Here is a 12,877-nt window from a genome sequence, read left to right on the forward strand (position 1 = left end):
GGCGCATCGGCGTCGGGCATCATGGCAGCTGAAAACGGTGCAGGGTTTGCTGTCGCCGCGGCCGAAGTTGTGAAGCCTGCGAAGAAAGCCAAAGCAGCCAAAGCCGAAGCAGCCCCAAAGGCTGAAAAAGCTGAAGCGCCCGCAAAGAAACCCGCAGCCAAGAAAGCAGCGCCTAAAAAGGCCGCCGCAACCGATGGCGATGATCTGACAAAGATCAGCGGCGTGGGCCCCGTCATCGTCAAAAAACTGCACGCGCTTGACGTGACCACATTTGCACAAATCGCAGCGTGGACACCTGAAGACATCGCAGAGATGGACGAAAAACTGTCGTTCAAAGGTCGCATCGACCGCGACGACTGGCTGAAACAAGCCGCAGAGCTGGCAAAAGGCTAAGGAGAGACACCAATGGCACATAAAAAAGCAGGCGGTTCATCCCGTAACGGTCGCGACTCCGCTGGGCGTCGTCTTGGCGTAAAGAAATATGGCGGCGAGAACGTCATTCCCGGAAACATCATCGTGCGTCAGCGCGGTACCAAATTTTGGCCAGCCGCAGGCGTAGGCATGGGCAAAGATCACACTATCTTTGCAACTGTCGACGGCAATGTGACCTTCCATAAAGGTCTCAAAAACCGTACGTTTATTTCCGTTCTCCCGGTCGCGGAGGCTGCGGAGTAAGCCGAACCAAACGAGTTTTGACAAAATTCGGGGATCGGCGGAAACGCCGGTCCCCTTTTTCATTTCTAACAGCGAGGCCGCGAAATGGCCGACCAGACCAAACCCACATTGCATAGCGCGCGCATTACCTTGCGCGACGCAACACCTTTGGACGTGCAGGCCCGCTTTGCCCTTGGCAACACGCCTGAAATCCACGCCATGTTCGGCGCGGACCCAAAAGCGGTGCGCGACATCACATCAGAAGCTGCCGAAGCTTGGGTGCAATCGCACATCGATGATGCACACGCGTGGATCATCGAGGCAAACGGTGCGTTGATTGGTGGTTTGCGCCTGCACAGCATCAATTATTCCGACAAACGCGCCCAAATCGCGATCGGCATTCTGGACGCAGGCGCTTTGGGGCAGGGGTTTGGCACAGAGGCCATGCAAGTTCTGGCGGCACATGCCTTTGACACCATGGGGTTACATCGCCTTGGCTGTCGCGTGCTGGACTTTAATGAACGCGCCATTGCGGCCTATCAAAAGGTGGGTTTTGTGGTCGAAGGGCGGGAACGTGAGTCCGCTTTGATCGCGCGCGAGTGGTTTGATGATCTTATTCTAGGCTTGCTGGATCGTGATCTAAGGCGCGCAAAATGAGCATCGCCGTCGCCTCCTTTGCCATTTTTGCAGCCAGCCAAGTCGGCACACCGGGGCCCGCCAACATGGCACTGCTTGCCACCGGTGCGCGCTATGGGGTTCGCGCGGCATTGCCCTTTGTCGCAGGTGTTTCGCTTGGCAAGCAGCTGGTTATCTGGCCGGTTGGCTTTGGTCTGTTGCAGCTTGCCGACAGTGCCCCTTGGGTGTTTCAGGCGCTCAAGTGGGTGTCGGCGGCCTATGTTATCTGGCTTGCTTGGAAAGTTGCTAACTTGCGGCTGGGGCAAGGTGATCCAGCCTCAAGCGCGCCGGGCTTTGCGGCAGGGCTGATTGTGCACCCGCTTAACCCCAAGGCATGGGCGATGATTGTGGCAGGTTTTACCGGCTTCGTTACGCCCGGCGGCGACCCCTTTGTCGCGACGGCAACCATTGCGGCGATCTTGCTCGCCACGCAAATCGTACTGCATACGGTTTGGACACTTGCAGGTGATCAAATCGCACGCACCCTCGCAGGTACCCCAAGTGAACCCTATTTGATGTATACCCTCGCGGCTTTAACGGTCGCGTCGGTCCTGTTTGTTTTGTTCGGAGGAGGAACATAACGATGGAAATGGAGAAAATAGTGACCCAACCCATGATCGAGACAGAGCGTTTTGTACTGCGCCCCTTGCGTAAGTCCGACAAGGGATTGATTGAACTTTACTGGTCCGATGTTCGCGTCGCCCGCATGACGACGTCGATTCCGCATCCTGTTCCGCCCGGCATGTCAGAGGCCTATGTGACACGCGCGATGGAAGACAACCGCGATGCGGATGTTTGGGCGATGGATGGGCTGAAATCTGGTGGCGCCGAAGTCATGGGATTGATTTCTTTGGAACGGATGGATCGCAATCAATCCGAAATCGCGTATTGGGTGGCGCCCCCGTTTTGGAACACTGGGCTGGCCTCGGATGCTGTGCAGGCGCTTGTTCATTCGAACCCAATGAAGAACGCGACGATGTTTGCATCTGTTTTTCAGGACAACCCGGCCTCTGCGCGTGTGTTGACTCATTGTGGTTTCAAATACCTCGGCGACGCCGAAGGTTTCTGCGTGGCACGTGATAAAACTGAACCGACATGGACCTACAGCCACAAATTCTAACTTGCTCTCGATCGGCTGTTCTGTAACCCCCAAAAGAAACCATGGGGCGAAGGATGGTCGTTGCACTGCCACTAGTCCAAGAGAAATTGGCCATGACCGCCCCCTTCCGCCGCCCGTTCACAGGGGCCGCAAAATACAATAGGACGACCCTATGAAGTTTCTCGATCTCACCAAAGTCTATATCCGTTCGGGCAGCGGCGGCAGCGGATGCATTTCGTTCCGGCGCGAAAAGTATATTGAATATGGTGGTCCTGACGGCGGCGATGGCGGCACAGGCGGCACCGTTTGGGCCGAAGCGGTCGATGGGCTTAATACCTTGATCGACTTTCGCTATCAGCAGCACTTCTTTGCCAAGAACGGGCAGGGTGGCATGGGCAAACAACGTACAGGCAAGGATGGCGACGACATTGTCCTGCGCGTGCCTGTGGGCACCGAAGTCCTTGATGAAGATCAAGAAACCGTCATTGCGGATATGACGACACTTGGTCAACGCGTCCAACTTGCCAAGGGCGGCAATGGTGGCTGGGGCAACCTGCATTTCAAATCTGCCACCAACCAAGCGCCACGCCGATCCAATCCGGGACAAGACGGCGTCGAACGGACACTTTGGCTGCGCCTAAAACTGATCGCCGATGTCGGCTTGCTTGGTCTGCCTAATGCGGGCAAATCGACATTTCTGGCGACAACCTCTAATGCGCGCCCCAAGGTTGCGGATTACCCGTTTACCACGTTGCACCCAAATTTGGGCGTCGTCGGCGTGGACAACGTAGAATTTGTAGTGGCAGATATTCCGGGTCTGATCGCCGGCGCGTCCGAAGGGCGTGGCCTTGGTGATTTGTTCTTGGGCCATGTCGAACGCTGCGCTGTATTGTTGCACTTGATCGACGGCACGTCTGATACGGTGGCCGAAGACTACCAAACGATCATCACCGAACTCGAAGCCTATGGTGGTGATTTAGCCGAAAAACCGCGTATCACTGTGCTGAATAAAATCGACGCGCTAGATGAAGAAGAGCGTGCAACTGCCTTAGATGAATTAGAAAAAGCATCTGGTGGTCCTGTGATGTCGATGTCCAGTGTCGCCCGCGAAGGCGTCACAGAAGTGCTGCGGAATATGCGCACTCAAATCGATGACGACCGCATCCGCCAACGCCCCGCGACCGAGGAAGAACCATGGCGTCCCTAACAACCGCCACGCGCCTTGTGATCAAGATCGGGTCGGCCCTTTTGGTTGATCGGACGACCGGTGCATTGCGCAGCGACTGGTTGCATGGCTTGGCGCATGACGTTGCTTGGCTGAAAGACGCGGGCGTACAGGTGGTGCTGGTGTCTTCCGGCTCCATCGCGTTGGGGCGTGGTGTGTTGGATTTACCTGCGACGGATCTTGCGTTGGTGCAGTCTCAGGCCGCGGCGGCTGTCGGGCAAATCCGACTGGCGCGCGCCTACGAAGAAGCGATGACGCCCCACGGCATAACAACAGCCCAAGTTCTTATGACGCTGGAAGACACCCGAGACCGCCGCCGATACCTGAATTCGCGGGCCACGCTTGAGCAGTTGTTAACGCTGAATGCGCTGCCTATTGTTAACGAAAACGATACCGTCGCCACCGATGAAATCCGCTTTGGCGACAACGATCGACTTGCCGCGCAGATCGCCGCGACGATTGGGGCGGATCAATTGGTGCTGCTGTCGGATGTCGACGGCTTCTATACTGCCAATCCTGCCGATGACCCCACTGCGCGGCGTTATGACGTGATTGATACCATCACCCCCGAGATCGAGGCGCAGGCCGGCGATGCGGGTTCTGGTCTGTCCAAAGGGGGCATGAAAACCAAGGTGATGGCCGCCAAGACTGCGACAGCGGCCGGTTGTGCTATGGCGATTTGCCACGGAGCCGCGATGCGCCCACTTTCAGCCCTTGAGCAAGGCGGCAAAGCGACATGGTTCACCGCCACACTTGACCCACAGGATGCACGAAAACGCTGGATCGGCGCGATGAAACCGCGCGGTATTGTGACGCTTGATGCGGGTGCTGTACAAGCTTTATCGAGTGGAAACAGTCTATTACCTGCCGGAGTTTATGCAATAAACGGCGATTTCAATCGCGGCGACCCCGTCGCGATCCACGATCCCGATGGGCGCCAACTTGGCTTGGGGCTTAGTCGCTATACGGCACAAGATGCACAGATCATCAAAGGTCACCAAAGCCACGAGATCGAAAGCTTGCTCGGATACCCGGGGCGCGCGGCCCTTATACACCGCGACGACATGGCGCTTTAACGCCTTTTTGACCACTCAGACCACCGCCGACGGCACAGCTTATGCCACAGGCAGCATGCATAGGACGCTTAAAGATGAAAGACTTCGCTGACATTCCCGCTCTTATGGCTGATATCGGTGCACGCGCCAAAGCGGCTGCCGCGACGCTTGCATTTGCCAGTGCCGAACGTAAACACGCCGCGCTGATTGCGGCGGCTGAACATGTCTGGAAAGACCGACAGACCATCATCGAGGCCAACGCCAAAGACATGGAATTTGGGCGCAACAAAGGTCTGTCTGATGCCATGATGGACCGCCTGCGATTGGACGAAGACCGCATTCGCAGCATCGTTGATGGGCTGCGCGCCGTTGCAGAACAGGCTGATCCCGTGGGCGAAGTTCTGACCGAATGGACGCAACCGACGGGCCTTAATATCCAGCGCGTGCGCACACCGTTGGGCGTTATTGGCGTGATTTATGAAAGCCGCCCCAATGTGACGGCTGATGCGGGCGCGCTGTGTCTGAAGGCCGGGAATGCGGTGGTTTTGCGCGGCGGATCTGAAAGCTTTCATTCCTCAAGCGCCATACATGCCTGTCTGCAACAAGGGCTTGAGGAAGCCAACCTTCCGGGCGACGCGATCCAACTTGTGCCGACGCGCGATCGGGCCGCGGTCAGCGAAATGTTGACGATGACCAACACCATTGACGTGATCGTGCCGCGTGGTGGCAAAGGGTTGGTTGGCCTTGTTCAACGCGAAGCACGCGTGCCGGTCTTTGCTCACCTCGAAGGTATCGTGCACATCTATATCGATAAGGATGCAGACCCTGAAAAGGTGCTGAAAGTCGTATTGAACGCAAAAACACGGCGCACTGGCATTTGCGGGGCGGCGGAATGTTTGCTGATCCATGCGGATGTGGCGGATACGCTCGGCCAAGATGTTTTGCGCGCACTGATTGATGCAGGCGTAGACGTACACGCGGACAATGCCTTGCAAATCGTCGATGGCGCGCAACCCGCGACCGAAGATGACTGGGGGCGCGAATACCTTGATATGGATATTGCCGCGCGTGTCGTGTCAAATCTGGATGAGGCCATGGACCATATCCGCAAATTCGGATCCAACCACACAGATTGCATCCTAACCGAAGATGCCGCCGCTGCCGGACGTTTTTTAAATGAACTCGACAGTGCGATTTTGATGCATAACGCATCGACGCAGTTTGCCGATGGTGGTGAATTCGGCATGGGCGCAGAAATCGGTATCGCCACTGGGAAAATGCACGCACGCGGTCCGGTGGGGGCAGCGCAGCTGACCAGCTTTAAATACCTTGTGCGCGGTGACGGCACAGTCCGCGGGTGATTGGATTAAAAACTGATCTGTAACGTTTGATCGTCAATTGATGTGTGGACTTGCCGTTCGGCATCTCGTGCAACGGCCGGAAGCAGCGCATATTGAACATGTGCGGCGGCCAGCTCTTTGGTGTCTTCGTTTCGAAGCCAAGCCCACAGTGCGTCGTCGACATTCGTTTTTGGTGCGTGCCCTGTGATTTTCCATACGCCGTCGGTGCAATCGACTTCGATACGGCCACCGTAGGGCATGCTTGTTTCAAGGCACTGAATAGCCAAAAACGCCATGCGCACGGCCCGTCGGGGCTGTTCGCTCATCGGCCCATAAGCGACGGTCAGGCGGCCACCTTTTGTGACGTCCTTAATGATCGACACCACTTCGGCGCGCCCCATCGGCTGATCACTTGCCGCACCATAAGCGATACGGAAGAACCGAATTCGCGCACTCGCATTGCCAACGCTTTCGGAAATGAGATCAAGTTCGGGCCCTTCACGTTCGTTTGACATGCCCAGCAATTCAAGGCCGTTGTTGATGGCTCCAATCGGCGATATCAAGTCATGACAAATGCGGCTGCCAATCAGCGCGCCAAGATTTACGTTACTTTGGCCCATTGTGGCCCTCGCAAGCTAAGCCAATGAAAAGGCAGGTCATGGAAAATCTGAACGCCATTCTTGCTCCCGGCATGTTTGTACGCCATCCAGCATATGCTGAGTGGGGTGTCGGACAGGTCCAAAGTAACATCGCGGGTCGCATCACCGTAAATTTCCCAAACGAGGGCAAAGTGGTGATTGATGGCACGCGGATCGCGTTGGAACCTGTGTTTGATGCCTGAACATCCTTTCTGAAAAGTTAATGAATCGCAACTTATAGGTGCATTCGGCGTCTCCCTTTGCCTTTATGGGTCAGGATGACTAAACCGCCCCGGATGACATTGACCCACGAGCCTGAATTTCGCGTGGCTTTGGCCCAAAGCGAAGATGACCTGCGTGCCGCGCAGGCGTTGCGTTACGACGTATTTGTTACGGAATTGGGCGGAGGCGGCGCGCTTGTCGATCATGCGGCGGGTCTGGAGAAAGACCGGTTTGACCCGTTCTTTGACCATTTGATCTTGTTTGACGATGCCGCCGAGTCCAAAGTTGTGGGCGTCTACCGCATGTTGCGTGCGGCGCAGGCACAAGATGCAGGCGGGTATTATTCCGAAGGTGAATATGACATTTCGCCGCTTCATGTGTCGGGCAAGCGGCTGCTTGAATTGGGGCGGTCTTGTGTACACGTCGACTATCGCGGGGGCGCTGCGATGTTTCACCTTTGGAACGGGGTGGCGGCCTATGTGGCGCGCCACGACATTGATATTATGTTTGGGGTCGCGTCCTTTCACGGCACTGATGTGGTGGAATTGGCGGCGCCTTTGTCACTGCTGCATCATCGCCATCTTGCACCCGAAGCGCTGCGCGTGCACGCGAAACGCCCGGGCGCGACGATTATGGAGCTGATGCCCGAAAGTCAGATTGACCGACGCGGTGCAATGAAACAGATGCCAGCCCTGATCAAGGCGTATTTGCGGCTTGGCGGCGTGGTCGGTGCGGGGGCCTTTTTGGATCACGCCTTTAATACCACCGATGTGTGCTTGATTATGGACACTAGCGCGATGTCTGAGCGGCAAAAACGTATCTATGGGGCCACGACATGAGCATCACTTGGGACAGTAACGAGCCGCCCCAAGACGTGAAAATCGGTCTTTTGGGTTGGATCAGGGTGCTGCTGCGTGGGCTCGCGATCATTTTGACCATTACCTTTGGGCTGGGGTTACTGCTGCCACTGCGATTGATCGAGGCACATGTGCACGGAATGGCGCGCCCCTGGAGCCCGCACATCACGCGCGTCGTTTGCCGGCTGTCGCTGATCTGTATGGGGCTGCGGTTCGAGCGGCGCGGCGCACCCATGCAAGGGCAGGGGGCGGTGGTGGCCAACCACTCAAGTTGGCTGGATATCTTTGTGCTTAACGCATCGGATCAGGTGTTTTTTGTATCCAAAGCCGAGGTGGCAGGCTGGCCCGGTATCGGCTTTCTGGCCCGTATCACAGGTACGGTGTTTATCGCGCGCAAACGACGCGAGGCCAAGGCGCAGACGCAGGTGTTTGAAACCCGCCTTTTGGCCGGGCATCGCCTGCTGTTCTTTCCTGAAGGGACCAGCACGGATGGGCAGCGGGTGTTGCCGTTTAAATCGACGCTGTTTCACGCGTTTCTGGCGCCTCAGTTGCGCGATGTGTTGTCTGTGCAGCCTGCGTCGGTGACGTATCACGCCCCCAAGGGCACAGACCCGCGCACCTATGGTTGGTGGGGTGATATGGACTTTGGCTCACATATGATCGCGACCCTTGCGCTGGCACGACAGGGGCGTGTTGTTGTGACGTACCACACGCCGCTGAAGGTGGCGGATATGACGGATCGCAAAGCGCTGGCCGCCGCATCAGAGAGCGCCGTGCGCAGTGGGCACGCGGTGGTTTAGTTAATGGGTTCAAAGCGGTAGACGCGCGCCCTTGCGGATCAGTGCTTTGATGTTTTCGGCTGTCTGCGATGTGTAGGTTAAGTCGATCCAGATCTAAGGCCTAAATTCCAAAAAGTTCTTTTATTTGACAGAGAGCCGATGAAAAAGTCCGTGGTTAACGCGGCTTTGCTTTCTCAAGATAGGCGTCCATTGCAAGCTGGTAAGCTGCCAGTTCTTCGCAAACGACACGAAAAGACTGAATCCGCTTATCGTATTCAACCACGATGTCTGGCCATGTGACTGGCAGATCAATTGCACCCTCGAACGCCTTGATCCAAGCAAATGTCACGGCAAACCCGCAATCGCATGACCACAGCGTGCCAGTGTCCAGCGGGTTTTGCGACAAAAGCAATCCAAGCGATGACAGCTGTTTCGAAATCAACGCCCCGCCGTTGCGCACTGCGCCTAGATCGCGGGTTTTGTAATCCACGTAAGGGTACATCGCACGCACCGCCGGTTCCAAGCGCGTGTCGTGGGACCGGCTGAACTCACGCGCTTTGGCGCGCAGTTTTGGCGTATCGGGCATCATTGGTATGCTTGGAAAGGCGTCTTCCAAGTATTCGGCAATCGCTTCGGAATCGGACAACATGAACCCGTCATGGATCATTGCGGGCAGGTTTCCCGACGGTACGATCGCGCGGTATTCATCTGATCCGTATCCGCCGGGTGGCGGAAGTTGTTCAAATGGGATGGATTTGTGGTCCAGCATGATCCGTATTTTAGCGCAGTACGCAGCGACGGGAACGGAATAGATTGTAAGCATCGCGGACCTCTTGGAGTTTTGACGAAAAGGCCAGCCACATGGGGTGGCGTCAACCTCTTTGTCTATATACCGACTGCCATGGCTGGTTTTGCCCACAAAGTCGGTATTTCAAAGCCGCGCGATGCTTCAATATGCATAAGGTCATGATTTGTCGCTCAACCCCTCTTGCTATCGTCCATGCATTCCCCTATGGCCCCCTCATTAATCCGCAGTTCGGGGCGGGCAGATGGGGGAGACATCCTCAAATGTCCACCGGTTGGCGCATTCGCGCTGCACCCCCGAACGAGGCGAAAACCGGAAAAGGAAACGAACATGGCTCTTCCCGAGTTCACCATGCGCCAACTGCTTGAAGCAGGCGTACACTTTGGTCACCAAACACAGCGCTGGAACCCCCGTATGGGTCCCTTCATCTATGGTGGCCGTAACGGTATCCACATCATGGATCTGACGCAGACTGTTCCAATGTTGGACCAAGCCCTGCAAGCTATTCGCGACACCGTCGCAAAAAACGGCCGTGTGCTGTTTGTTGGCACCAAGCGTCAAGCGGCACAGCCTATCGCTGAAGCTGCTGAAAAATGCGCACAGTATTACATGAACCACCGCTGGCTTGGTGGTACGCTGACGAACTGGCAGACCGTGTCCAAGTCGATCCAGCGCCTGAAGTCCATCGACGAGCAAGCCGCGATCGGTTTTGAAGGTCTGACGAAAAAAGAACGTCTGGGCATGGAACGTGACCAAGGCAAACTGCAAGCTTCGCTTGGCGGTATCCGCGAAATGGGCGGTCGTCCTGACCTACTGTTCGTCATCGACGTGAAAAAAGAAGCGTTGGCCGTGGCCGAAGCCAACAAACTGGGCATTCCAGTTGTGGCCGTGGTTGACACCAACTGCTCGCCCGATGGTGTGGATTACATCATTCCTGGCAACGACGATGCGGCACGTGCGATCACGCTTTATTGCGATCTGGCAGCCCGTGCGGCTTTGGACGGCATGAACGTGCAATTGGGCGCTGCTGGCGTCGATCTGGGCGCCATGGAAAAGACCCCTGTCGAAGAGGCCGTGGCCGAAGCGCCTGCCGCCGAAGCACCTGCCGAAAGCTAAGGCTAGGCCCGACACGTTTTAAAGACGGCGGTGTTTCTCACCGCCGTAACCCATTTGTATCATGAGGAGAGCCAAAGATGGCAATCACAGCAGCAATGGTCAAAGAACTGCGCGACAGCACGGGCGCAGGCATGATGGACGCCAAGAAGGCGTTGACCGAAAATGATGGCGACATGGAAGCAGCGGTTGATTGGCTGCGCACCAAGGGTCTTGCCAAAGCCGCTAAGAAGTCTGGTCGTACCGCAGCCGAGGGCCTTGTTGCTGTCGTTGTAAACGGTGGAACGGGTGTTGCGGTCGAAGTGAACTCCGAAACCGACTTTGTCGGTAAGAACGCTGAGTTCCAAGAGATGGTTTCTGGCATCGCATCTGTCGCACTGGGTGCTGACGATGTTGAGGCGCTGAAAGCGGCCGACATGGGCGGCAAAACTGTGGCCGAGGTCGTCACCGACAAAATCGCCACTGTGGGCGAAAACATGAGCGTGCGCCGTATGGCCAAGCTGACCGGCGATGTTGTTGTGTCCTATGTGCACAACGCAGCCGCGCCTGGCATGGGCAAGATCGGTGTTCTTGTGGCAATGACCGGTGGTGATGAAGCGTTTGGCAAACAGGTGGCGATGCATATCGCGGCTGTGAACCCTGCGTCCCTGTCCGAAGCCGATCTTGACGCATCCGTCGTCGAGAAAGAAAAGCAAGTTCAGATGGACATTGCACGCGAAAGTGGCAAGCCCGAAGCGGTCATCGAAAAAATGATCGTAGGCCGGATGAAAAAGTACATGTCCGAAGTGACATTGCTGAACCAGTCTTTTGTTGTGAATCCTGATCTGACAGTTGCAGCCGCTGCGACCGAAGTTGGTGCTACAATTACCGGTTTCGCACGTTTGGAAGTTGGCGAAGGCATCGAAGTCGAGAAAGAAGACTTTGCTGCAGAAGTCGCTAAAGTCGGCCAAAGCTAAGGCCTGCTGCAGGCGCAAACTCTGTCACAGAGTTTGGATCAAATCCTTTTAAAGGATTTGGCGTCGCCTAACCGCCTGGATTGAGACACAAACGGCACGCCTGCTAGGGCGTGTCGTTTTTTATTGCAGCAGATGCCCGCCTCGCTTTTGGTGCCGCCAGTTTGTTGGGCTGCAAACGACATCATGACCTTAACGAACGCGAGGCGTTTAGCGTCCTTAGTAGGGTTGAGCGGTCTAATTTCGGCTGAATTGAACGGCATCGCTGCACACAGGCGTGCCGACGCAAAAAACGACTGCTCAGGGATAAGAACGCCACAACCGGCACTCTCAAGACACGCAGATGGGCGAGATCTGTTTTGGGACGGTGATCTCGCCCGACCTGCTCACGTCCTGGTCACGGGGAGGAGACCTCGGACGTTAAAACCCGGCCCACCTGCGGATCAATACGCAGGTGAACCGGCTCCGGTTAGACCGGTCGGAGGGAAGTAACTTTGAAATCACAAAGGATCCCCCCCGGTGCTCCCTGGCTAAAGCCACCACTCACGGAACATGGTCACAATGGCCTAATTTCTAGTGATTTTGAAAGTGAGGAATTCCTTACCCGACGGTCAAAAATTACACATGACGTGACGGAAAGGGACATTTAATGTCCCAAAAGTACGTTTAAGTCACTGAAAATGCCCGTTTGAGACGCCAAGGCGAAGCAGACGGCGAATCTTATGCTTCTAGAATGAACATCTGATTGGCGAAGGCCGCCTTGAGGACTGCTTGGGCGGTGGTCTCAACTGCCAATGCTTCGCGCGCAAGGCGCAGGTGCTTTTCCACGGTGGCCGACGTCAGCCCCATAATGATCGCGATGTCCTGCATTGTCTTACCGTCGCCGACCCATTCCAGCGCTTCGCGTTGACGTTTTGTTAAAGAACGGTTGGGCGCGGTATAAGGTAACGTCAAAATCTTCAAGTGGGCGACGTTGTTCATTAGATGGATGTCGCGCCCGTGTTCTTCCCAGATGGCATCAATGTCGTTTTGGGACATTCCGCGGCGCGCTGTCAGAGCAATGGCCCCTTTGGAGCGGGCAGAGACCGACTTGAAGCTGATTGTGTAGCCTGCGGTCACGCCCATAGACGCGTTAAATTCCAGCACGCGCTGTTCGGCAACCGAAAGCGTTTTACTGTTGTGCATACGTTTCAGGATGCCCCAGCTGCACGCGCCTTCGTTTTGCAAAGCCCAGTTGACCATAGGGGCGTGCACATAGTGTTGCTCGCCCATAAAAACGTCGGAATAAGCCCGGTCGTGATTGGTCAGGATGATGAAATCTTCTGGGTCACCCAGTGAGGTGCCCGAACGGTAGCGTGTAAAGCCATAAATCAGCCGGTCAAACCCGTATTCCGCCATCTTTTCGGTGTGGGTTTCCCACAGCTCTTCGATGGTTTGGCAGTTCGACATGCGATGTAGTAAG

Annotated in this window: 16 protein-coding genes; 13 read left to right on the forward strand and 3 right to left on the reverse strand. The window is 56.0% G+C overall.

Annotated features, from left to right (window positions below; translation table 11 throughout):
- The 8 genes from ABJF76_RS01130 to ABJF76_RS01165 all read left to right on the forward strand — a co-directional run.
- Positions 1 to 393, forward strand: a 393-nt coding sequence (locus ABJF76_RS01130) for a helix-hairpin-helix domain-containing protein (protein WP_413822483.1), incomplete at its 5' end; no start/stop codon positions are given.
- A 12-nt stretch (positions 394 to 405) separates the two neighbouring features.
- Positions 406 to 675, forward strand: a complete 270-nt coding sequence (gene rpmA, locus ABJF76_RS01135; protein ID WP_413819368.1) for a 50S ribosomal protein L27 — start codon at positions 406 to 408, stop codon at positions 673 to 675.
- A gap of 84 nt (positions 676 to 759) precedes the next feature.
- Complete coding sequence (locus ABJF76_RS01140; RefSeq protein WP_413819367.1) at positions 760 to 1,311, forward strand: GNAT family N-acetyltransferase; 552 nt, start codon at positions 760 to 762, stop codon at positions 1,309 to 1,311.
- Positions 1,308 to 1,910, forward strand: coding sequence for a LysE family translocator (locus tag ABJF76_RS01145; protein WP_413819366.1), 603 nt, complete (start codon positions 1,308 to 1,310; stop codon positions 1,908 to 1,910). Before ABJF76_RS01140 ends, ABJF76_RS01145 begins: the two co-directional genes overlap by 4 nt.
- 2 nt (positions 1,911 to 1,912) lie before the next feature.
- On the forward strand, positions 1,913 to 2,449 hold the full coding sequence (locus ABJF76_RS01150) for a GNAT family N-acetyltransferase (RefSeq protein ID WP_413819365.1): 537 nt from the start codon (positions 1,913 to 1,915) through the stop codon (positions 2,447 to 2,449).
- A gap of 151 nt (positions 2,450 to 2,600) precedes the next feature.
- Positions 2,601 to 3,635, forward strand: coding sequence for a GTPase ObgE (gene obgE / locus ABJF76_RS01155; RefSeq protein WP_413819364.1), 1,035 nt, complete (start codon positions 2,601 to 2,603; stop codon positions 3,633 to 3,635).
- Positions 3,623 to 4,729, forward strand: a complete 1,107-nt coding sequence (gene proB / locus ABJF76_RS01160) for a glutamate 5-kinase (protein ID WP_413819363.1) — start codon at positions 3,623 to 3,625, stop codon at positions 4,727 to 4,729. Before obgE ends, proB begins: the two co-directional genes overlap by 13 nt.
- 74 nt (positions 4,730 to 4,803) lie before the next feature.
- On the forward strand, positions 4,804 to 6,069 hold the full coding sequence (locus tag ABJF76_RS01165; RefSeq protein WP_413819362.1) for a glutamate-5-semialdehyde dehydrogenase: 1,266 nt from the start codon (positions 4,804 to 4,806) through the stop codon (positions 6,067 to 6,069).
- 5 nt (positions 6,070 to 6,074) lie between these two features.
- Here ABJF76_RS01165 and ABJF76_RS01170 read toward each other — a convergent pair whose 3' ends face one another.
- On the reverse strand, positions 6,075 to 6,668 hold the full coding sequence (locus ABJF76_RS01170) for a histidine phosphotransferase family protein (protein WP_413819361.1): 594 nt from the start codon (positions 6,666 to 6,668) through the stop codon (positions 6,075 to 6,077).
- 38 nt (positions 6,669 to 6,706) lie between these two features.
- Between ABJF76_RS01170 and ABJF76_RS01175 the strand changes: the two genes are divergently transcribed.
- From ABJF76_RS01175 to ABJF76_RS01185, 3 genes are all read left to right on the forward strand, one after another.
- Entirely contained in the window at positions 6,707 to 6,889 is a 183-nt protein-coding gene (locus ABJF76_RS01175) for a DUF3553 domain-containing protein (RefSeq protein WP_413819360.1), read from the forward strand.
- Positions 6,890 to 6,964: 75 nt separating this feature from the next.
- The gene (locus ABJF76_RS01180) at positions 6,965 to 7,747 is read left to right on the forward strand and encodes a GNAT family N-acetyltransferase (RefSeq protein WP_413819359.1); all 783 of its coding nucleotides are present in this window, start codon (positions 6,965 to 6,967) and stop codon (positions 7,745 to 7,747) included.
- Positions 7,744 to 8,565, forward strand: a complete 822-nt coding sequence (locus ABJF76_RS01185; protein ID WP_413819358.1) for a lysophospholipid acyltransferase family protein — start codon at positions 7,744 to 7,746, stop codon at positions 8,563 to 8,565. The genes ABJF76_RS01180 and ABJF76_RS01185 overlap by 4 nt, the downstream gene beginning before the upstream one ends.
- 154 nt (positions 8,566 to 8,719) lie before the next feature.
- Here ABJF76_RS01185 and ABJF76_RS01190 read toward each other — a convergent pair whose 3' ends face one another.
- Complete coding sequence (locus ABJF76_RS01190) at positions 8,720 to 9,367, reverse strand: glutathione S-transferase family protein (RefSeq protein WP_413819357.1); 648 nt, start codon at positions 9,365 to 9,367, stop codon at positions 8,720 to 8,722.
- 312 nt (positions 9,368 to 9,679) lie between these two features.
- Here ABJF76_RS01190 and rpsB point away from each other — a divergent pair, with 312 nt between their 5' ends.
- Together rpsB and tsf are read left to right on the forward strand one after the other, a co-directional pair.
- Complete coding sequence (gene rpsB, locus ABJF76_RS01195; protein ID WP_413819356.1) at positions 9,680 to 10,465, forward strand: 30S ribosomal protein S2; 786 nt, start codon at positions 9,680 to 9,682, stop codon at positions 10,463 to 10,465.
- 77 nt (positions 10,466 to 10,542) lie between these two features.
- Complete coding sequence (gene tsf / locus ABJF76_RS01200; RefSeq protein ID WP_413819355.1) at positions 10,543 to 11,418, forward strand: translation elongation factor Ts; 876 nt, start codon at positions 10,543 to 10,545, stop codon at positions 11,416 to 11,418.
- 717 nt (positions 11,419 to 12,135) lie between these two features.
- On the opposite strand, the gene ABJF76_RS01205 is transcribed toward tsf, so the two are convergent.
- On the reverse strand, positions 12,136 to 12,864 hold the full coding sequence (locus tag ABJF76_RS01205) for a LuxR family transcriptional regulator (RefSeq protein ID WP_413819375.1): 729 nt from the start codon (positions 12,862 to 12,864) through the stop codon (positions 12,136 to 12,138).
- Between the last annotated feature and the right edge of the window lie 13 nt (positions 12,865 to 12,877).

Origin of the sequence: Tateyamaria sp., assembly GCF_039940735.1 — a bacterium.
Lineage (GTDB): Bacteria > Pseudomonadota > Alphaproteobacteria > Rhodobacterales > Rhodobacteraceae > Tateyamaria.